This window comes from Streptomyces sp. NPDC029296, assembly GCF_055569255.1.
This window is the reverse complement of the sequence record NZ_JBVHXT010000021.1, coordinates 134,582-153,295: the sequence shown is the minus strand read 5'-3', so window position 1 is coordinate 153,295 and position 18,714 is coordinate 134,582. Positions and strand designations below refer to the sequence as shown.

Annotated in this window: 20 protein-coding genes; 7 read left to right on the top strand and 13 right to left on the bottom strand. The window is 71.7% G+C overall.

Features of this window, described 5'->3' with window-relative positions; genetic code table 11:
* Positions 1–499: 499 nt before the first annotated feature.
* The gene (locus tag ACZ4W9_RS20200; RefSeq protein WP_467937576.1) at positions 500–1,150 is read right to left on the bottom strand and encodes a DNA-3-methyladenine glycosylase; all 651 of its coding nucleotides are present in this window, start codon (positions 1,148–1,150) and stop codon (positions 500–502) included.
* A 100-nt stretch (positions 1,151–1,250) separates the two neighbouring features.
* Between ACZ4W9_RS20200 and ACZ4W9_RS20195 the strand changes: the two genes are divergently transcribed.
* From ACZ4W9_RS20195 to ACZ4W9_RS20185, 3 genes are all read left to right on the top strand, one after another.
* On the top strand, positions 1,251–2,033 hold the full coding sequence (locus ACZ4W9_RS20195) for a sporulation protein (protein ID WP_467937574.1): 783 nt from the start codon (positions 1,251–1,253) through the stop codon (positions 2,031–2,033).
* A 44-nt stretch (positions 2,034–2,077) separates the two neighbouring features.
* A complete protein-coding gene (locus ACZ4W9_RS20190; RefSeq protein ID WP_467937572.1) occupies positions 2,078–2,617 on the top strand; it encodes a YbhB/YbcL family Raf kinase inhibitor-like protein in 540 nt (179 codons plus the stop codon).
* A gap of 168 nt (positions 2,618–2,785) precedes the next feature.
* The gene (locus ACZ4W9_RS20185; RefSeq protein WP_467937570.1) at positions 2,786–3,292 is read left to right on the top strand and encodes an HNH endonuclease; all 507 of its coding nucleotides are present in this window, start codon (positions 2,786–2,788) and stop codon (positions 3,290–3,292) included.
* 93 nt (positions 3,293–3,385) lie between these two features.
* Here ACZ4W9_RS20185 and ACZ4W9_RS20180 read toward each other — a convergent pair whose 3' ends face one another.
* The 3 genes from ACZ4W9_RS20180 to ACZ4W9_RS20170 all read right to left on the bottom strand — a co-directional run bounded on the left by ACZ4W9_RS20180 (position 3,386) and on the right by ACZ4W9_RS20170 (position 5,740).
* Entirely contained in the window at positions 3,386–4,330 is a 945-nt protein-coding gene (locus tag ACZ4W9_RS20180) for an SPFH domain-containing protein (protein WP_467937568.1), read from the bottom strand.
* 123 nt (positions 4,331–4,453) lie between these two features.
* Complete coding sequence (locus ACZ4W9_RS20175; RefSeq protein ID WP_467937566.1) at positions 4,454–4,882, bottom strand: NfeD family protein; 429 nt, start codon at positions 4,880–4,882, stop codon at positions 4,454–4,456.
* A 60-nt stretch (positions 4,883–4,942) separates the two neighbouring features.
* A complete protein-coding gene (locus tag ACZ4W9_RS20170; RefSeq protein ID WP_467937564.1) occupies positions 4,943–5,740 on the bottom strand; it encodes an ABC transporter ATP-binding protein in 798 nt (265 codons plus the stop codon).
* Positions 5,741–5,889: 149 nt separating this feature from the next.
* On the opposite strand from ACZ4W9_RS20170, the gene ACZ4W9_RS20165 reads away from it, so the two are divergent.
* Positions 5,890–6,678, top strand: a complete 789-nt coding sequence (locus tag ACZ4W9_RS20165; RefSeq protein ID WP_467937562.1) for a hypothetical protein — start codon at positions 5,890–5,892, stop codon at positions 6,676–6,678.
* 70 nt (positions 6,679–6,748) lie between these two features.
* On the opposite strand, the gene ACZ4W9_RS20160 is transcribed toward ACZ4W9_RS20165, so the two are convergent.
* The 3 genes from ACZ4W9_RS20160 to ACZ4W9_RS20150 form a co-directional block, all read right to left on the bottom strand.
* Complete coding sequence (locus tag ACZ4W9_RS20160; RefSeq protein ID WP_467937560.1) at positions 6,749–6,988, bottom strand: chaplin; 240 nt, start codon at positions 6,986–6,988, stop codon at positions 6,749–6,751.
* A gap of 169 nt (positions 6,989–7,157) precedes the next feature.
* Positions 7,158–7,799: a response regulator gene (locus tag ACZ4W9_RS20155; RefSeq protein ID WP_467937558.1), complete on the bottom strand. Its 642-nt coding sequence runs from the start codon at positions 7,797–7,799 to the stop codon at positions 7,158–7,160.
* Positions 7,792–8,937: a GAF domain-containing sensor histidine kinase gene (locus tag ACZ4W9_RS20150; protein WP_467937556.1), complete on the bottom strand. Its 1,146-nt coding sequence runs from the start codon at positions 8,935–8,937 to the stop codon at positions 7,792–7,794. Before ACZ4W9_RS20150 ends, ACZ4W9_RS20155 begins: the two co-directional genes overlap by 8 nt.
* A 595-nt stretch (positions 8,938–9,532) precedes the next feature.
* On the opposite strand from ACZ4W9_RS20150, the gene ACZ4W9_RS20145 reads away from it, so the two are divergent.
* Positions 9,533–10,261 carry a transglycosylase SLT domain-containing protein gene (locus ACZ4W9_RS20145; protein ID WP_467937554.1) on the top strand — a complete coding sequence of 243 codons (729 nt, stop codon included), beginning with the start codon at positions 9,533–9,535 and terminating at the stop codon, positions 10,259–10,261.
* 86 nt (positions 10,262–10,347) lie between these two features.
* Here ACZ4W9_RS20145 and ACZ4W9_RS20140 read toward each other — a convergent pair whose 3' ends face one another.
* Complete coding sequence (locus ACZ4W9_RS20140; protein ID WP_467937552.1) at positions 10,348–12,969, bottom strand: FHA domain-containing protein; 2,622 nt, start codon at positions 12,967–12,969, stop codon at positions 10,348–10,350.
* 747 nt (positions 12,970–13,716) lie between these two features.
* Between ACZ4W9_RS20140 and serB the strand changes: the two genes are divergently transcribed.
* Complete coding sequence (gene serB, locus ACZ4W9_RS20135) at positions 13,717–14,940, top strand: phosphoserine phosphatase SerB (RefSeq protein WP_467937550.1); 1,224 nt, start codon at positions 13,717–13,719, stop codon at positions 14,938–14,940.
* Positions 14,941–15,063: 123 nt separating this feature from the next.
* Here the strand turns inward: serB and ACZ4W9_RS20130 are convergent, their stop codons facing one another.
* The 4 genes from ACZ4W9_RS20130 to ACZ4W9_RS20115 form a co-directional block, all read right to left on the bottom strand.
* A complete protein-coding gene (locus ACZ4W9_RS20130; protein WP_467937548.1) occupies positions 15,064–15,582 on the bottom strand; it encodes a SixA phosphatase family protein in 519 nt (172 codons plus the stop codon).
* A gap of 78 nt (positions 15,583–15,660) precedes the next feature.
* Positions 15,661–15,867, bottom strand: coding sequence for a hypothetical protein (locus ACZ4W9_RS20125; RefSeq protein WP_467937546.1), 207 nt, complete (start codon positions 15,865–15,867; stop codon positions 15,661–15,663).
* 210 nt (positions 15,868–16,077) lie between these two features.
* Entirely contained in the window at positions 16,078–16,197 is a 120-nt protein-coding gene (locus ACZ4W9_RS20120) for an SGM_5486 family transporter-associated protein (RefSeq protein WP_467937544.1), read from the bottom strand.
* Positions 16,198–16,254: 57 nt separating this feature from the next.
* On the bottom strand, positions 16,255–17,577 hold the full coding sequence (locus ACZ4W9_RS20115; RefSeq protein ID WP_467937542.1) for a CynX/NimT family MFS transporter: 1,323 nt from the start codon (positions 17,575–17,577) through the stop codon (positions 16,255–16,257).
* 82 nt (positions 17,578–17,659) lie between these two features.
* Here ACZ4W9_RS20115 and ACZ4W9_RS20110 point away from each other — a divergent pair, with 82 nt between their 5' ends.
* The gene (locus ACZ4W9_RS20110; RefSeq protein ID WP_467937540.1) at positions 17,660–18,352 is read left to right on the top strand and encodes a FadR/GntR family transcriptional regulator; all 693 of its coding nucleotides are present in this window, start codon (positions 17,660–17,662) and stop codon (positions 18,350–18,352) included.
* Here the strand turns inward: ACZ4W9_RS20110 and ACZ4W9_RS20105 are convergent.
* Positions 18,330–18,695 (bottom strand): hypothetical protein, encoded by a 366-nt coding sequence (locus ACZ4W9_RS20105; RefSeq protein WP_467937538.1) that lies wholly within the window; start codon positions 18,693–18,695, stop codon positions 18,330–18,332. The two genes, ACZ4W9_RS20110 and ACZ4W9_RS20105, sit on opposite strands and share 23 nt — an antisense overlap.
* Positions 18,696–18,714: the final 19 nt, after the last annotated feature.

Sequence of the window (18,714 nt, the reverse complement as noted above, 5' to 3'; positions counted from 1 at the left end):
GTGATGACCGGAGACGGGGTATCAACATATCTGGCGTTGACTTTTGGCACGCTGTTGAGTTCTCAAGGAACGGTCGCTTCCTTTGTACTCACCCTGTCGGGCTTTCCTCCGGGCGCTTCCCTTCGGTCTTGCGTTTCCGACTCTATCAGATCTTTTCTCGATCCGATTTCCTCGGTGCTTTCCAGGTTCTCGCTCTCGCGTTTCCCTTTCCGGCGGTTCCGACTCTATCAGATCCTTTCGGCGTCCGATTCCCTGTCGGCGGGATTGTCTCGGGGCTTTCGGCTTTCGCCGTCCGCCCTTTCGACATTCACTACGTTAGCCGATTCCCTCGGAGTCTCATAATCGAGTCTCGCGAGTTCGAATTCGGGCGCGCGAGCGCGCCGGAAACGACCCCGTCTGAGGGGGTGGAGCTAGGTAGTGGGTTGGCCGCTCCGGCTGCAGGCATACGCCGTACCCGGTTCAGCGGCTCGGGCCACATTACGCACCTCGGCCCGCCGCGTCAACCCCGGCGGCGCCTCGGCACGTGGGCCCGGTAGGGACTGACGGTGGGGTCGTCCGCCACCCAGTAGCGCCAGGGGTGGAGGTCGCCGTCGCCGCCCTCGCCCGCGACGCCGGTGCGGGGGCCGCTGCGTACCTGGTCGGAGGGGACCGGTGTGCCGGTCAGTATCCGCAGCGGGGTCTCGTTCGGGGCGCAGGCGTCCGTGCCGTCCAGGGCCCGGTCGACGCCGAGGGCCGTCGCGAGGCGGGCGGGTCCCTTGGCCAGTTCCTTGTCGTTCCTGGCCGAAAGGCGTCGCTTGCGGGCCAGCTCGGCGCCCTCCACCACCTCACCGGCGCGCAGCAGGACGGCGCTGGCCCGGCCCTCGGGTCCGCAGACCAGGTTCATGCAGTGCCACATGCCGTAGGTGAAGTAGACGTACACGTGTCCGGGCTCGCCGAACATCACGGCGTTGCGGGCGGTGCGGCCCCGGTAGGCGTGCGAGCCGGGGTCGTTCGGGCCGTCGTAGGCCTCCACCTCGGTGAGGCGGACGGCGATCGGGCCGTCGGGGGTGGCCCGGACCAGGATGCGGCCGAGGAGGTCCGGGGCGACCTCCAGAACCGGGCGGTCGAAGAAGGTGCGGGGCAGTGGCGTACGGTCCGGGGGCGCGATCATGCCCTCCGAGGGTAGTCCAGAGGGCGTACGGGGCCGACGGAACCGGTCCCGGGCGGATCGCGTTCGTACCGGTCGAGGGTCCATTCGTTAAGGGAGTGCCATGGCGTTCAAGAAGCTGCTCGCGAGCCTGGGGGCCGGCGGCGCGTCGGTCGAGACGGTGCTGACCGAGGGCAACGTCGTGCCGGGCGGTGTCGTCCAGGGCGAGGTGCGGATCCAGGGCGGGTCGGTGAACCAGACCATCGAGGGGCTGTCCGTCGGGCTGCAGGCCAAGGTGGAGGTGGAGAGCGGCGACCAGGAGTACAAGCAGGACATCGAGTTCACGAAGGTGCGGCTCGGTGGCGCCTTCGAGCTCCAGGCGGGTGCGGTGCACGCGGTGCCGTTCGGACTGGAGATCCCCTGGGAGACGCCCATCACCATGATCGACGGGCAGGCGCTGCACGGGATGCACATCGGTGTGACCACCGAGCTGGCGATCGCGCGGGCCGTGGACTCCGGCGACCTGGACCCGATCAACGTGCACCCGCTGCCGGCGCAGAAGGCGATCCTGGACGGCTTCGTCCAGCTGGGCTTCCGGTTCAAGAGCGCGGACATGGAGCGCGGCCTCATCCGGGGTACGCGGCAGAAGCTGCCGTTCTACCAGGAGATCGAGTTCTTCCCGCCGGCGCAGTACCGGGGGCTGAACCAGGTGGAGCTGAGCTTCGTGGCGGACGAGCACGCCATGGACGTCGTGCTGGAGATGGACAAGAAGCCGGGTCTGTTCAGCGAGGGCTCGGACACCTACCGGTCCTTCCAGGTGGGCCTGAACGACTGGCAGGGGACCGACTGGGCGGCGTACCTCAACCAGTGGCTGTCCGAGGTCGGCAGCAAGCGCAACTGGTTCTAGGCTCGGAACCGCTGGTTGCAGATCATCGATCAGGAGGTACCGAGGTGACCGAGCTCAAGCGGCGGCCGCTCCCCCATGACTTCCATCCGCCCGTTCCGTCGTTCACGGTGACGAGCGAGGACGTCGAGGAGGGGGCCACGCTCGCGGGCGCCCAGGTGTACGCGGAGGGCAACACCTCGCCGCACCTGCGCTGGGAGGGCTTCCCGCCGGAGACGAAGAGCTTCGCCGTGACCTGCTACGACCCGGACGCGCCGACCGGCAGCGGGTTCTGGCACTGGGTCCTGTTCGACATCCCGGCCTCGGTGACCGAGCTGCCGGCGGGTGCGGGCGGCGGGTCCTTCGAGGGGCTGCCCGAGGGTGCCGTGCACGCGCGGAACGACTACGGGACGAGGGATTTCGGCGGTGCCGCTCCGCCGCCCGGGGACGGTCCGCACCGGTACGTCTTCACGGTGTACGCGGTGGACCAGGAGAAGCTGGGTCCGGACGCGGATGCCTCGCCGGCCTTCGTCGGCTTCAACCTCCGGTTCCACACCATCGCGCGCGCCCAGCTGATCGGTGAGTACGAGAACCCCGCGGAGGGCTGAGCCCCGTACCGCGATCCGGTTCGGCGTTCACTGAACGTTTGCCCGCCTCCTGTCTTGGAAGTGATCGGAGGCGGGCATTTTTTATTGCGTTGTCCATCTCGGCGCGCCCGTCCAGAGTTGATCCGAGCCCGCCGGGGGGTGGGCAGGCGCACACGGGAGGTGGGCTGGATGCGTGACACGTTGGTCCTGAACGCGAGTTTCGAGCCGCTGTCGACGGTGTCCCTGAACCGAGCCGTGGTCCTGGTCCTCCAGGACAAGGCCGTGGTCGAGCAGGCCCACCCCGAACTGCGCATGCGCGGCGCGGATGTGGACATACCCGCGCCCCGGGTGATCCGGCTGTGCCGGTATGTACGGGTGCCGTTCCGAAGACGAGCGCCATGGTCGCGGCGGGGGGTGCTGGTGCGGGACCGGCACCGGTGCGCGTACTGCGGGCGCCGGGCCACGACCGTGGACCATGTGGTGCCGCGGGCGCAGGGCGGGCAGGACACGTGGCTCAACACGGTGGCCGCGTGCGCGGAGGACAATCACCGCAAGGCGAACCGGACTCCGGAGGAGGCCGGGATGACGCTGCTGCGGCAGCCGTTCGAGCCCACGCCGGCCGATGCCATGTTGCTCTCGCTGGGGCAGGAGGACTTCGCCGCGCTTCCCGAGTGGCTCGCCCGGGATGCCGCCTAGGCGTCCGCCGGGTGCTGTCCGTCGGCGGCCGAGGGCTGGTTCCGGTGGAGCACGGTTCCCCGCGCCCGGTTCGGGGCGCGGGGTGGACGTGGTTCAGTCGATCGAGGGCTTCTCGCGGCGTTCCGTGCCGCCGTTGGAGCCGCTGCCGCCCGAACCGCCGCCCAGGGAGCCGAAGTTGCCCATGGCTCCGGAGAGGCCCTTGAGGGCGTCGCCGATTTCGCTGGGGACGATCCAGAGCTTGTTGGCGTCGCCCTCGGCGATCTTGGGGAGCATCTGGAGGTACTGGTAGGACAGCAGCTTCTGGTCCGGGTCGCCGGCGTGGATGGCCTCGAAGACCGTGCGGACGGCCTGCGCCTCGCCCTCGGCGCGCAGGGCGGCGGCCTTGGCCTCGCCCTCGGCGCGCAGGATCTGGGACTGCTTCTCGCCCTCGGCGCGCAGGATCTCGGACTGCCGGACACCTTCGGCCTGGAGGATCGCGGCGCGCTTGTCCCGGTCGGCGCGCATCTGCTTCTCCATCGAGTCCTGGATGGAGGTGGGCGGCTCGATGGCCTTCAGTTCGACGCGGTTGACGCGGATGCCCCACTTGCCGGTGGCCTCGTCCAGGACGCCGCGCAGGGCGGCGTTGATCTCCTCGCGGGAGGTCAGGGTCCGTTCGAGGTCCATGCCGCCGATGATGTTGCGCAGCGTGGTGACGGTGAGCTGCTCGATCGCCTGGATGTAGCTGGCGACCTCGTAGGTGGCGGCCCGGGCGTCGGTGACCTGGTAGTAGATGACCGTGTCGATGTTCACGACCAGGTTGTCCTGGGTGATCACCGGCTGCGGCGGGAATGGTACGACCTGTTCTCGCAGGTCGATGCGGTTGCGGATGGTGTCGATGAACGGGACGACGATGTTGAGGCCCGCGTTCAGCGTCCGTGTGTAGCGGCCGAAGCGCTCGACGATGGCGGCGCTGGCCTGTGGGATGACTTGGATCGTCTTGATCAGGGCGATGAAGACCAACACCACCAGGATGATCAGGACGATGATGACCGGTTCCATCGTCGCTCCCCGTACCCTTCTCCGCCTCGGCGCCTTCGGCAGATCTCATGACTGTTGAGGATCTTGCTGGTCGAGTCTGTCAGACCGCGGGGCAACTCGTGAGCCGTTCCCGGTGAGTTGTCCTCACAGGACGATCGCGGTGGCCCCCTCGATGTCCACGACGTCCACCTCCTGGCCGACTTCGTAGGCGCGGCCGGTGTCGAGGGCACGGGCCGACCAGACCTCTCCGGCGAGCTTGATCCGCCCGCCGGCGGCGTCGACCCGTTCGAGGACGACGGCCTGTCTGCCCTTCAGGGCCTCCACGCCGGTGGCGAGTTGGGGGCGCTGCCGGCCGTGCCGGGCGGCGATGGGCCGGACGACGGCGATGAGGGCGACGGAGACGACGACGAACGCGAGGACCTGGATGACGGCGTCCAAGCCGAGGGCGGAGACGACCGCCGCCGCGACGGCTCCCACCGCGAGCATGCCGAACTCCGGCATGGCGGTGACCACGAGCGGGATCCCGAGTGCCGCCGCGCCGACGAGCCACCACACCCATGCGTCGATGTTCACATGGTCATGGTAGGGCCGTGGCCGGGCGGCGGACAGGGCGCGCAGGGGGGAGCGGCGGGGTCAGGACAGGGGCAGGCCCTGGGCGGTCCAGCGGTCGCCGACCCGCTCCACCACGAGCGGGAGGCCGAAGCACAGGGAGAGGTTGCGGGAGGTCAGTTCCAGCTCGACGGGGCCGGCGGCGAGGACCTTGCCCTGGCGGATCATGAGGACGTGGGTGAAGCCGGGGGCGATCTCCTCGACGTGGTGCGTGACCATGATCATCGAGGGGGCGATGGGGTCGCGGGCGAGCCGGCCGAGGCGGCGGACCAGGTCCTCGCGGCCGCCGAGGTCGAGGCCGGCGGCGGGCTCGTCCAGCAGGAGCAGCTCGGGGTCGGTCATCAGGGCGCGGGCGATCAGGGTGCGCTTGCGCTCGCCCTCGGAGAGGGTGCCGAACCTGCGGTCCAGGTAGTCGCTCATGCCGAGGCGGTCGAGGAAGGCGCGGGCGCGCTGCTCGTCGACGTCCTCGTACTCCTCCTGCCAGCCGGCGGTCATGCCGTAGGCGGCGGTGAGGACGGTCTGCAGGACGGTCTGGCGCTTGGGGAGCTTGTCGGCCATGGCCATGCCGGCCATGCCGATGCGGGGGCGCAGCTCGAAGACGTCGGTGCCGGGCTTGCCGAGGGTCTCGCCGAGGATGGTGGCGGTGCCGGTGCTGGGGTAGAGGTAGCTGGAGGCGACGTTCAGGAGGGTGGTCTTGCCGGCGCCGTTGGGGCCGAGGATGACCCAGCGCTCGCCCTCCTTCACCGACCAGGAGACCTGGTCCACCAGAGCCCGGCCCTCGCGGACCACGGATACGTCCTGAAGCTCCAGAACATCGCTCATGAGCGCGTTGTCTCCCCTTGCAGTGTGGCCGGTCTCGGCTGTCGCGTACGCCTGTGGCTGGGGTCCCGCGCCGGTGGGCGCAGCCCTTATGAAATCTACGCCACGAGTGCCCCGCTCCATTCCATCGGTCCGGTCCTTAGGGTGGGGGCATGCTCTCGGAACCGCGTTCAGGACGCCTCGCAGCTTGGGGCAATGCCCTTTTGGCCGGACTTGTCGCTCCGGACGACGCCGCCCTCGCCATCGTGGGCGAGGACGCGGTGCACCGGGTGGAGGGGCTGCCCGGTGAGCCGGCGCCGGTCGGGCTGACGCTCGCGCTGGGGCGGCTGCGCGCGCTGGGGGTGGGCGGGCTGCGGGTGGCGTTGCCCGCGCCGGGGCATCCGCTGGGGCTGAGCGGTCCGCCGGAGTTCAACGCGCGGGCGCTGGAGGCCGAGGAGGCGGTGGTCTGTCACGGTGCCGCGTTCGGGCTGGTGCCGGAGGTGCACGAGGCCGGGTCCGAGGGCGATGTGCACGTGGAGGTGGTCTGGCGGGTGCTGCCGGTGCGCGAGGCGCCGCCGGCCGACGTGCCGTCGCTGGGCGAGGCCGAGCGGGAGCTGGCCGAAGCACTGCGGGAGGCGACCGAGGTGCTGTCGAAGCTGGACGTCGCGGGGTCGGGGCCGGTGGCCGAGGCGGCGATCGACGCGTACCGGGCGCGGGCCGAGCGGGGCCGGGAGGTGCTGGCGTCGGGGTATCCGCCGCGGGCGGTGCGGGTGCTGGAGCTGGCGCAGCGGGTGGGGCTGCTGGTGTCGCTGGCGTACGGCAACGGGCACGGGGCCGCGGTCAGCTCCGCGGAGATGCGGGCGCGGGCCGAGGCGCTCAGGCCGGTGGAGCGGACGGCGCGGCGGGCGCAGGTGGCGGCGTACAACGCGTATGTGGAGGAGCGGGAGCGCGGGGCGCGCTAGCCGCGTCCGGCGGAGGGGCCGGCAGGCCTCCCGGCGGTCCGGGAGGCCTGGGGTCGCTTCGCGGTCCGGCTCAGTGGTTGAGGCCGAGGTTGCCGAAGGCCGGGTTCAGCACGCCGATGACGTTCACGCTGTTGCCGACCGCGTTCACCGGGACGTGCACCGGCACCTGGGCGACGTTGCCCGAGGCGACGCCCGGGGAGCCGGCGGCCGCGCCGACGGCGCCGCTCTGGGCGGAGGCGAGGCCCGCGCCGGCGGCCACCAGGCCACCCGCCACCATCGTCACGGCCGCTGCCTTCTTCAGGTTCTTCACTGTCTGCCCCTCCTGTGGTGTTCCCCGCGGCGATCACCGCGGCACGCCCTGGAGAACGGCGGCGATCACCGGAGGATGCGCCATCCGGGTGACATTCCCACGACGGTATGAATCTCAGCCCGGTTGGTGACGCTCCGTGTAGCCGTGGGCGAGGACCGGCCGGGGCGTGTCAGTCGGCCACGCCGTGGCGTACGGCCCACAGCGCGGCCTGGGTGCGGTCGGCGAGGTCCAGTTTCATCAGGATGTTGGAGACGTGCGTCTTGACGGTCTTCTCGGACAGGACGAGGGCGCGGGCTATCTCCCGGTTGGAGCGGCCGTCCGCGATCAGGCCGAGCACCTCGCGCTCCCGTTCGGTCAACGCCCCTCCCCTGCCCTGCCCGCCACCCGACTCCTCGTGGGAGAGCAGGGCGTCGGCGACCTCCGGCTGGAGCAGGACGTGCCCGGCGTGCACGGAGCGGATGGCGCCGGCGAGGGCGTCGGGGTCCACGTCCTTGTAGACGTACCCGGCGGCCCCCGCGCGCAGGGCGGGGACGACCGTGCGCTGCTCGGTGAAGCTCGTGACGATCAGCACGCGCGCGGGGTGGCCGAGTCCGCGCAGTCTGCGCAGCGCCTCGATGCCGTCCGTGCCCGGCATCTTGATGTCCATGAGGACGACGTCGGGCCGCAGCTCCTCGGCGCGGGCGACTCCCTCGGCGCCGTCGGCGGCCTCGCCGACGACCTCTATGTCGTCCTGGACCTCCAGGAAGGTGCGCAGGCCCCGGCGGACGACCTGGTGGTCGTCGACCAGCAGCACCTTGATCGGTTCATCCACCGGGGACCTCCATCTCGATCGTGGTGCCCTTGCCGGGCGCCGATTCCACGGTCAGCGAGCCGCCGACGCCACTGGTCCGGTCCCGCATGGAGACCAGGCCGAGGTGGCGGCCGGCGCGGCGGACCGCCGTGGGGTCGAAGCCGCCGCCGTCGTCGGTGACGCGCAGGACGGCGCCGTTGCCGTGCCGCCCCACGCTGACGTGGACATGTGCCGCGCCGGAGTGCCGCAGGGCGTTGTGCAGGGCCTCCTGGGCGACCCGGAGCATGGCCTCCTCCTGGGCCGCGGGCAGGGCGCGGAAGCCGCTGCCGGCGAAGGTCACGCGGGCCGAGTGGGCGCGGTCGAGGACCTGTATCTGGGTGCGCAGGGTGGCGATCAGCCCGTCCTCCTCCAACGCCGCGGGCCGCAACTCCACGACGGCGGCGCGCAGCTCGTCGGCGGCCTCGGCGGCGAGCGAGGCCACCTGGTGCAGCTCTCCCTTGGCGCGGGCGGGGTCGCGGTCGACGAGCGCCGCCGCGGCCTGGGCGGTCAGGCGCAGCGAGAACAGTTTCTGGCTGACCGCGTCGTGCAGTTCGTGGGCGAGGCGGGAGCGTTCCTCGGCGATGGTCAGTTCGCGGCTGCGTTCGTAGAGGCGGGCGTTGGTGAGGGCGATGGCGGCGTGCTGGGCGAGGATGGAGAGCAGTTCCTCGTCCTCCTGGGTGAAGCCGCAGCCGCCCTCCGGCCTGGGGCAGCGCTTGTTGGCGAGGAAGAGCGCCCCGATGACCTCCTCGCCGTCCCTGATCGGCAGGCCCAGGAAGTCGGCCAGGTCGGGGTGGGCCTGCGGCCAGCCCTCGAAGCGGGGGTCCTTGCGCACGTCCGCGAGGCGCTCGGCCTTCGCCTCGTGCAGCATCGCGGCGAGGATGCCGTGCTGGCGCGGGAGCGGGCCGATGGCACGCCACTGCTCCTCGCTGACGCCGTCCACGACGAACTGGGCGAAGCCACCGTGGTCGTCGGGGACGCCGAGGGCGGCGTACTGCGCGTCGAGCAGTTCGCGGGCGGAGGCGACGATCGTCTTGAGGACGTCGCGCACCTCCAGATGCCTGCTCATGGCCAGCAGCGCGGAACTCACCGCGGCGAGGCCGGACCGGGGGCCTTGACTCATGGCCTCACGGTACCGGCGGGGTCCGACAGCCCGGATCGGCCCGGTGCCGGCGGAGTCTGGTCCGCTGGTCCTAGGGCGGGCGGAGGACCCGGGCGGGCCGGGGTGGGAGAGGGGGGCACACGCGTACGCGCGCACGTGCGTACCGCGCCCGCGAGGACAGAGGTGGCGGGGCCGGGCTCCGCCGGGCGCGGGAGGGGGCGCGCAGCGGGCTCTGCCCAGGGGACGAGGCCGGCGCGGGCCGTCTCGTCCTGGGGGAGGAGAGTCCTCACGCTGTGCGTCGCGACGGCAACCGGCCGTGAGAGCCCTCGGTATTCCATGTGAGCCCGCGCATAGGGCCTACATCACGTACGAAAGCGCATAGGAGATGGTCCCGTCCACATGAACGGGATCGACGGCCCCGTCTGTCCTATTTTGCTCTTCCCTGATCCACTATCCCGGATCGTATGTCACACCTTTGCCTGGGCATTTCGCGCCCGCTAAGAATTGCCTCGTCGCTCAGCGCCGCGGATTCGCACCGCGGCGTTCGTGCGGGAGGAGCCGATTCCCCCGGCGGACGCAGGAGCGACCTCCGCGCTATCGAAGAGGTCCATCAGCCATGCCCAAGAACATCCTCGCCCGAGCTCATAGTCGTACGCTGGCCAAGCAGCGAAAGATCGCCGCCGTCGCCGGTGTCGCCGCGTTCGGCACCGCCGCCGTCGCCCTGTCGGCCACCGCCGGCCACGAGGACACCGTCACCACGGGCGCCCCGGCCGCGACCGCGCAGGTCGCCTCCGACACCGTCCTGGAGAACGTCAAGGGCACCGTCACCGGCCGGCTCGCCGCCACCAGCGTCAAGCTCGACACCTTCGCGGCGCGGAAGAAGGCCGACGACTCCGCCGCCGACAAGGCCGCCGCGCAGAAGCGGGACGCCGCCGCGAAGGCCGCCCGGCAGCACTCCGCCGTGCAAGCCGCCACCCGCTCCACCGCGCGTCTGCCCATGCGGCCGGTCGCCGCCAAGACGTACTCCAACAGCCTCGACGGCTGGATCCGGCAGGCCCTGTCCATCATGAAGGCCAAGGGCATCCCGGGCAGCTACAACGGGCTGCACCGCAACATCATGCGGGAGTCCTCCGGCAACCCCCTCGCCATCAACAACTGGGACATCAACGCCGTCAACGGCATCCCGTCCAAGGGCCTGCTCCAGGTCATCCCGCCGACCTTCAGCGCGTACCACGTGGCCGGCACGTCCTGGAACATCTACGACCCGGTCGCCAACATCACCGCCGCCGCGAACTACGCGGCCCACCGGTACGGCTCGATCGACAACGTCAACAGCGCGTACTGAGGCCTGGCGCGGACCTCAGCGACGCGAGCGCCGAAGGGCGGCACCCCGATCTCGGGGTGCCGCCCTTCGGCGTCGTACGGGCGCGGTTACTTGCGCATGACCTCCGGCTCGTGGCGGCGCAGGAAGCGGGAGACGAAGAAACCGCAGGCCGCGCCGAGCGCGAGCAGCACGAGCATGTCCAGGCCCCAGGCCGAGGCCGCGTGGTCCCACAGCGGGTCGGTGCTGCCCGGGTCGTCGGTGTTCGGGGCGATGGCGTTGAAGTCCAGCGTGGTGCCGGCCGCGGCCACCGCCCAGCGGGACGGCATCAGGTACGAGAACTCGTTCACGCCGAGCGTGCCGTGCAACGTGAACAGGCAGCCGGTGAAGACGACCTGGACGATCGCGAACATCACGAGCAGCGGCATGGTCTTCTCGGCGGTCTTCACCAGCGAGGAGATCACCAGGCCGACCATCATCGAGGTGAAGCCCAGCGCCATGATCGGCAGGCACAGCTCGATCAGCGTGGAGCCGCCGAGCACCAGCCCCTCGCCGGGGATCTCGCGGCTGGCGAAGCCGATCAGGCCGACCAGCAGGCCCTGGAACATGGTGACGGCGCCGAGCACGACCACCTTGGACATCAGATACGCCGAGCGGGACAGGCCGGTCGCGCGCTCCCGCTCGTAGATCACCCGCTCCTTGATCAACTCGCGGACCGAGTTCGCGGCGCCCGCGAAGCACGCGCCGACGGCGAGGATCAGCAGGACGGTGGTGGCCGTGCCGTTCGGGGCGGGCAGGTGGGTCTTGGGGTTGACCGGGTTCGGCAGCAGTCCGCGGTCGTGCTGGATCAGCAGGCTGACCGCGCCGATGACCGCCGGCAGCAGCACCGTCAGCGCCAGGAAGCCCTTGTCGGAGGCGATGACCGCCACATAACGCCGGACGAGGGTCATCAGCTGCGAGCCCCAGCTCTGCGGCTTGGGCGGCCTCAGGGCCTGCGGCACGGGCACGGGGCCGGTCTGCGGGGCGACGGCGTCGATCTCCGCCGCGTACATCTGGTAGTGCTGCGAGCCCTTCCAGCGCCCCGCCCAGTCGTAGTCGCGGTAGTTCTCGAAGGCGGAGAAGACATCGGCCCAGCTGTCGTAGCCGAAGAAGTTCAGTGCCTCCTCGGGCGGGCCGAAGTAGGCGACCGCGCCGCCCGGGGCCATCACCAGCAGCTTGTCGCACAACGCCAGCTCGGCCACCGAGTGGGTGACCACGAGGACCGTACGGCCGTCGTCGGCGAGGCCGCGCAGCAGCTGCATGACGTCCCGGTCCATGCCCGGGTCGAGGCCGGAGGTCGGCTCGTCCAGGAAGATCAGCGACGGCTTGGTGAGCAGCTCCAGGGCGACCGAGACGCGCTTGCGCTGGCCGCCGGAGAGCGAGGTGACCTTCTTGTCCTTGTGGATGTCGAGCTTCAGCTCGCGCAGCACCTCGTCGATGCGGGCGTCGCGCTCCTTGGCCGTGGTGTCGGCGGGGAAGCGCAGCTTGGCCGCGTACTTCAGGGCCTTCTTCACGGTCAGCTCGCGGTGCAGGATGTCGTCCTGCGGCACCAGGCCGATGCGCTGGCGCAGCTCGGCGAACTGCTTGTACAGGTTCCGGTTGTCGTAGAGCACCTCGCCCTGGTTGGCGGGCCGGTAGCCGGTGAGCGCCTTGAGCAGGGTGGACTTGCCGGATCCGGACGGGCCGATGACGGCGATCAGCGACTTCTCGGGGACCCCGAAGGAGACGTCCTTGAGGATCTGCTTGCCGCCGTCGACCGTGACGGTCAGGTGACGGGCCGAGAAGGAGACCTCACCGGTGTCGACGAACTCCTCGAGGCGGTCCCCGACGATGCGGAAGGTGGAGTGGCCGACGCCGACGATGTCGCTCGGGCCGAGCAGCGCCGAGCCGCCCTTCGGGATCGGCTGGCCGTTGACGTAGGTGCCGTTGTGCGAGCCGAGGTCACGGATCTCGAAGCGGCCGTCGGGCGTGGCGTGGAACTCGGCGTGGTTCCGGGAGACCTGGAGGTCGGAGACGACCAGGTCGTTCTCCAGGGCACGGCCGATGCGCATCACGCGGCCGAGCGCGAACTGGTGGAACGTGGTCGGGCTGCGGTCGCCGTGGACCGGCGGCGCCCCCGCGCCACCACCGGGGATCTTCTGGACGTGCTGCTCCGCGGGCCCGGGCTGCTGCTGCGGGAACGGGGAGGACTGCTGCCAGGCCGCGTGCGGGGCCTGGTGCTGGGCCGGGGCCTGGTGCTGGGCCGGGGCCTGGTGCGGTACGGCCTGCTGGTGGGCCGGCGCCTGCTGGGGTATGGCCTGGTGGGCGGGGGCCTGCTGGGTCCAGTCGGGTGCCCCGGCGGCCTGCGCGGCGTACGGGGCCGCCGACTGCGGCTGCGGCGCCGGGCCGCCGACCGGTGCGGTGGCCGCCGAGAGGTTCAGCCGCGGGCCGTCGGTCGCGTTGCCGAGGTGCAGCGACGAGCCGGGGACGATCTCCGTGTACTGGACCCGCCGTCCCTGCACGTACGTGCCGTTGGTGCTGCCGTGGTCCTCGACGACCCAACCGTGGCCGTTGAAGCTGACCGTGGCGTGCCGCCAGGAGACCCTGGCGTCGTCGAAGACGATGTCACCCTGCGGATCGCGGCCGAGGGTGTAATGCCTGGACGGATCGAGCGTCCAGGTCCGTCCGTTTGTTTCCAGTACGAGTTCCGGCACTCCATGCCCCACTGAGTTGTCCCCCGAATTACCCCCGTCGCGGGGAGTCTAGGGATGTCGAACATCGTGGGGAACTATTCCAGGCGCGGCCCCCTGACCGAAACCCGGGCCTTGCCTAGGGGTTGCCCGGGCGCTCCAACTGGCCCTGGTGACGGGGGTGGAGGGGGATGGAGCGGGGCGGGGGGTGGCCGGCTCGGCGAGGGGGGCGAGCGGGGCCACCGGCGTCTGTGGGCAGCGGGGTCGCCGGGCGGCGGGGTCGGTGCGTCGGCCGGCTCGGTGGGTGCGTGCCTGCGGAGTCGGCGGGGTGCGTGCGGTGGGGGCGGTGCAGGATGCCGGGGCCGGCACCGGCGTCGAGATCGCGCCACTCGGCGCGGCGGGGCGGGGCCGGTGCCCCGTGATCCTCGGGCGGCGGATGCGCGGGGGCACGGCTGGGGTGGAGCGGCGGATGCACGCGGGGCACGGCTGGGATGGCGGCGGACGCACGTGGAGCACGGCTGGGACGGCGGCGGACGCACGTGGAGCACGGCTGGGACGGCGGCGGACGCACGTGGAGCACGGCTGGGACGGGGCGGCGGAGGCGCGGGGGGCGTGGCACGCTCGTGGTGGGGCGCGGCGGTGCCGGGCTCCGTGCCCGCGCCGGCTCCCGGCGGTAAGGCCCCCGACACCGGGACGCCGCCGATTGTTCCGTGTCCGTCAGGCGGACCTCGGCGGCGGGAGGCACTGGGTGCCGGATACGGTGGTGACACCATGAGCGCTTCGCAGACCTCCGCTTCGCAGACCCCCGAGGTCCCCACCCTCCTTGTCAAGATCTTCGGCAAGGACCAGCCGGGCATCACGGCGGGCCTCTTCGACACCCTCGCCGCCTACCTGGTCGACGTCGTCGACATCGAGCAGGTCGTCACCCGGGGCCGCCTGGTGCTGTGCGCCCTGGTGACCCAGCCGCCGGCCGGTCTGGAGGGCGACCTGCGGGCCACCGTGCACAGCTGGGCCGAGTCGATGAAGATGCAGGCCGAGATCATCTCCGGGCACGGCGACAACCGTCCGCGCGGCCTCGGACGCTCCCTGGTGACCGTGCTGGGCCATCCGCTGACCGCCGAGTCGACGGCCGCGATCGCCGCCCGGATCGCGAAGGCCGGCGGCAACATCGACCGTATCTTCCGGCTCGCGAAGTACCCGGTGACGGCGGTGGAGTTCGCCGTCTCCGGGGTGGAGACCGAGCCGCTGCGCACGGCCCTGGCCTCCGACGCCGCGGCACTGGGTGTCGATGTCGCGGTGGTCTCGGCGGGCCTGCACCGGCGGGCCCAGCGGCTGGTGGTGATGGACGTGGACTCGACCCTGATCCAGGACGAGGTCATCGAGCTGTTCGCGGCGCACGCCGGCTGCGAGGACCAGGTCGCCGAGGTGACCGCCGCGGCGATGCGCGGGGAGCTGGACTTCGAGCAGTCCCTGCACGCGCGGGTGGCGCTGCTGAAGGGGCTGGACGCGTCGGTGGTGGAGGAGGTGCGCCGGCAGGTCCGGCTGACGCCGGGTGCCCGCACCCTGATCCGCACCCTGAAGCGGCTGGGCTACCAGGTGGGTGTCGTCTCCGGTGGCTTCACCCAGGTCACCGACGATCTCAAGGAGCGGCTGGGGCTGGACTTCGCGCAGGCCAACACGCTGGAGATCGTCGACGGCAAGCTGACCGGCCGGGTCGTCGGCGAGATCGTGGACCGGGCGGGCAAGGCGCGGCTGCTGCGCCGGTTCGCGGCGGAGGCCGGGGTGCCCCTGTCGCAGACCGTGGCGATCGGTGACGGCGCCAACGACCTGGACATGCTGAACGCGGCGGGCCTGGGCGTGGCCTTCAACGCCAAGCCCGTGGTGCGGGAGGCGGCGCACACGGCGGTGAACTTCCCCTTCCTCGACACGGTCCTCTACCTCCTCGGGATCACCCGGGAAGAGGTCGAGGCGGCCGACACGCACGACGAGAGCTGAACCGGGCCGGGCCGGGCCGCGTCCGTCCGTGACGGGCCGCCCGCCGGCCGTCCGCAGCGCCGGGAGGGCCCGGCACCCCGCCGGGTGCCGGGCCCCACGCGTTCGGCCGGGCGGGGCACCGGATCACTCGGAGGGCGCCCAGTAGTCCGTGAGGGTGGCGACGCCGGGCTCGACGCCCTTCCAGTGGCCGTCGAAGGAGAGCAGGGCGAAGGCGGCGGCGGGGAAACCCCGGCGGTTCATCCGGGCGCGGGCGTCCCCCTCGGCCGAGCCCGCCAGGATCTCGGCCAGGCCGTGCACGCCCGGGTTGTGACCGATGAGGATCACGTTGCGCACCTCGTCGGGCACCTCGTTGAGCACGGCGATCAGCTCGCCGGGCGATGCCTCGTAGACCCGCTCCTCATAGACGGTCTTCGGCCGGTGCGCCAGCTCGTGGACGGCGAGCTTCCAGGTCTCGCGGGTGCGGGTCGCCGTGGAGCACAGGGCCAGGTCGAAGGCGATGCCGGTGTCGGCCAGCTTGCGTCCGGCGACGGGGGCGTCCATGCGGCCCCGCTCGGCGAGCGGGCGCTCGTGGTCGGGAACCTGGGGCCAGTCGGCTTTCGCGTGCCGGAAGAGGACGATCCTGCGGGGTTCTGCGACGCTCATGAGATCCAGCTTCGCATGAAACGGACCACCCGGCGCAGGGAGTTGACATGCGGATTCATGGTGTGCGGACGCTTGCCGTCAGCGGGCGGCCAGCTGCTGGACGCGCTCCAGCAGCCGCGCGATCGCCGGGTCGCCGCCGGCCGCCTGGGCGTCCGTGGGGTTGAGTATCAGCGTGAGCAGCGCGACGAACGCGAGGGCGGGCAGGGCGAGCGCCCACCAGGGCAGCCGGGTGCCGACGCCGCCCGTGGTCGCCGGGTGGGGCCGGGAAGGGGTGCGGGCCGGCATGGTCGCCTCCGTGCGTGCGTCTTCGAGGTTCCGCGACCGCCCGTCGCGGTCACACCTCGAAGCTACGGGTTCCGGGGGCGCCAACCCATCCGGATTCCCACCCAATTGACCCTGACCCTGACCCCCTAGGGGATGGGGGGCCAGCCCCACCATCCGCCCGGAGAGACACGGGGCGTCCGGGTGCTCCGCGGGGGCCGGGGAGGGGCGTCGTCACGGGGACGCGATGGTCGCCACCACGGCGATGATCACGAAGATGGCGAGGAACGCGCCGAAGACGAGCAGCATCTTCTTCTGGCCGTTTCGCGGGTTCGGGTCGAGCACAGGCTGCATGCGTCCAGTCTCGCACCCCGCCGCCCCCGGGACGGCGCCGGGGCACCCCCGGCCGGGTCAGCGCGTCGCCTCGTCCTCGACCGTGCGGTCGCGCCCGGCCACGAAACCCACCGCCATCTGCGGCACCATCAGCGCGGCCATCAGGGCGATCGGCAGCCCCCAGCCGCCGCTCTGCTGGTAGAGCACGCCGACCAGCAGCGGGCCGGGGATGGAGATCAGATAGCCGGTGCTCTGGGCGAACGCGGACAGCTGGGCCACGCCCGGACCACTGCGGGCGCGCATCCCGACCATGGTCAGGGCGAGCGGGAAGGCGCAGTTGGAGACGCCGAGCAGCAGGGCCCAGGCCCAGGCGCCGCCCGCCGGCGCGAGGTAGAGCCCGGCGTACCCGGCGAGCCCGCAGACGCCCAGCACCAGGACGATCGGCCCCTGGTGGGGCAGGCGCGTGGCGACCCGGGGAATGATGAAGGCCAGCGGCACGCCCATCACCATGGTGACGGCGAGCAGCACACCGGCGGTGCCGGCCGAGACACCGGCGTCCCGGAAGATCTGCGGCATCCAGCCCATCGTGATGTAGGCGGCCGTGGCCTGGAGGCCGAAGAAGACGGCGAGCGACCAGGCGGTGCGGCTGCGGGTGATGCGCAGCGGGGCCTGCGGCTCGTCCGCGTTTCGTGCCGGCTCCTCCGGCTGGGCGGTGGCGGTGGTGGCGTCGCGCTCGCGGAGCAGCGGCAGCCAGGGCAGGACGGCGGCGGCGGCGATGGTCGCCCAGACGACGAGGCCGGACTGCCAGTCGCCGCCCATGGCGTCGGTGAGCGGGACGGTCAGCGCGGCGGCGAGCGAGGTGCCGGCGGCGAGGGCCATCGAGTACAGGCCGGTCATGGAGCCGACCCGGTCGGGGAACCAGCGCTTGACGATGACCGGCATTAGGACGTTGCTGACGGCGATGCCCATCAGGGCGAGGGCGCTGGCGGCCAGGAAGCCGGCCGTGTTGCCGACGTACGGCCGTATGACCAGGCCGGCGGCGATGGCGGCCATGCCGGCGCACACCACGGCGGCCGGTCCGAAGCGGCGGGCCAGCCGGGGCGCCATGACTCCGAAGACGGCGAAGCACAGCGGGGGCACGGAGGTGAGCAGTCCGGCCACGCTGCCGCTCATGCCGAGCCCGTCGCGGACCTCTTCGAGGAGCGCGCCGAGGCTCGTGATGGCCGGCCGGAGGTTCAGGGCGGAGAGCATGATGCCCACGACGACCAGCCGGGTGGCCCACGCGCGCGTGCGGCCCGCGCGCGGGGTGGTCTCGGGGGTGTTGGTCGCGGGGGCCGTACCGCGTTCGGTCGCTGACATCGCCGTACGGGTCTCCACTGTCCGGGTTTCCTCACTAGCCATGAGGCCCATCATAGAATCATAGGATGATTGCCTGTCCATCCCCGGAGCCTCCGCGCCCCGTCCTCCCGTGCGAAGGTGTGCCATGCCCTTGAGCCACCCGCGTCGTTCGGCCCTGTCCGAGCAGGTCATCGCCGAACTGCGCCACCAGATCACCTCCGGCGAGTGGCCGGTCGGCTCGCGCATCCCGACCGAGCCGGAACTGGTCGAGCAGCTCGGTGTCGCCCGCAACACCGTCCGCGAGGCCGTCCGCGCGCTCGCGCACAACGGTCTGCTGGACATCCGCCAGGGCTCGGGCACGTACGTCGTGGCCACGAGCGAGCTGGCCGGGGTGATGCACCGCCGCTTCGCCGGCGCCGATCCGCGGCACATCGCCGAGCTGCGCTCCACGCTGGAGTCGGCCGCGGCGAAGCTCGCCGCCGAGCGGCGCACCGAGAAGGACCTCAAGCAGCTGGACGCGCTGCTGGTCCGGCGCGAGGAGGTGTGGGAGACGGGCGACACGGAGGCCTTCGTGGCGGCCGACGCCACCTTCCACCTGGCGGTGGTGGCCGCGTCCCACAACGACGTCATGGTGGCGATGTACGCCGATCTGGGCGAGGTGCTGCGCGACTGGCTGCGCGCGGACGTCGGGGCGGAGCTGACCCCGGAGACCCACATGGACCACGCGCGCCTGGTGGACGCGATCCGCACGGGGGACGCCGAGGCGGCGGCCGAGGAGGCGGCGAGCTATCCGTTCCTGTGCGATCCGGGCCGGTTCAGCGCGCCTTCTGGTGGCTGATCCACACCGAACGGACCTCCTTCCAGCACCGGCCGGTGAGCCGTACGGTCATGGCCGGCCAGGCGTCCGCCGGGGCGCTGTCGGTGTCGATGTCCCACCAGCGGGCGCACTCGATGTGCAGCCGCACGCGGTCGATGTCGACATAGGGGTTGTGGCAGTAGGCCACCACCTGGGAGCCGCGGACGGTCGTACGGCAGGAGGCGCCGAACCGGGCCGGCGGGGGTGACTCGCCGTCCCGCACGCGCGCGTGGGGCAGCCCGTCGTACGGCAGCGCGTCGCACGGCAGCGACAGGACGAGGCCCAGGGCCACGGTCACCGGGGCGATGCTGCGGAACAGGCGCACCAGGGGACCTCCTCGGCCG

What these genes read in the sequence shown, in the direction of transcription:
- ACZ4W9_RS20200 (WP_467937576.1), bottom strand. Translation starts at nt 1,150, where the DNA reads ATGATCGCGCCCCCGGACCGTACGCCACTGCCCCGCACCTTCTTCGAC.
- ACZ4W9_RS20145 (WP_467937554.1), top strand. Translation starts at nt 9,533, where the DNA reads ATGCCCAAGAACATCCTCGCCCGAGCTCATAGTCGTACGCTGGCCAAG.
- serB (WP_467937550.1), top strand. Translation starts at nt 13,717, where the DNA reads ATGAGCGCTTCGCAGACCTCCGCTTCGCAGACCCCCGAGGTCCCCACC.
- ACZ4W9_RS20120 (WP_467937544.1), bottom strand. Translation starts at nt 16,197, where the DNA reads ATGCAGCCTGTGCTCGACCCGAACCCGCGAAACGGCCAGAAGAAGATG.
- ACZ4W9_RS20150 (WP_467937556.1), bottom strand. Translation starts at nt 8,937, where the DNA reads ATGAGTCAAGGCCCCCGGTCCGGCCTCGCCGCGGTGAGTTCCGCGCTG.
- ACZ4W9_RS20130 (WP_467937548.1), bottom strand. Translation starts at nt 15,582, where the DNA reads ATGAGCGTCGCAGAACCCCGCAGGATCGTCCTCTTCCGGCACGCGAAA.
- ACZ4W9_RS20165 (WP_467937562.1), top strand. Translation starts at nt 5,890, where the DNA reads ATGCTCTCGGAACCGCGTTCAGGACGCCTCGCAGCTTGGGGCAATGCC.
- ACZ4W9_RS20110 (WP_467937540.1), top strand. Translation starts at nt 17,660, where the DNA reads ATGCCCTTGAGCCACCCGCGTCGTTCGGCCCTGTCCGAGCAGGTCATC.
- ACZ4W9_RS20170 (WP_467937564.1), bottom strand. Translation starts at nt 5,740, where the DNA reads ATGAGCGATGTTCTGGAGCTTCAGGACGTATCCGTGGTCCGCGAGGGC.
- ACZ4W9_RS20195 (WP_467937574.1), top strand. Translation starts at nt 1,251, where the DNA reads ATGGCGTTCAAGAAGCTGCTCGCGAGCCTGGGGGCCGGCGGCGCGTCG.
- ACZ4W9_RS20180 (WP_467937568.1), bottom strand. Translation starts at nt 4,330, where the DNA reads ATGGAACCGGTCATCATCGTCCTGATCATCCTGGTGGTGTTGGTCTTC.
- ACZ4W9_RS20185 (WP_467937570.1), top strand. Translation starts at nt 2,786, where the DNA reads ATGCGTGACACGTTGGTCCTGAACGCGAGTTTCGAGCCGCTGTCGACG.
- ACZ4W9_RS20115 (WP_467937542.1), bottom strand. Translation starts at nt 17,577, where the DNA reads ATGGCTAGTGAGGAAACCCGGACAGTGGAGACCCGTACGGCGATGTCA.
- ACZ4W9_RS20125 (WP_467937546.1), bottom strand. Translation starts at nt 15,867, where the DNA reads ATGCCGGCCCGCACCCCTTCCCGGCCCCACCCGGCGACCACGGGCGGC.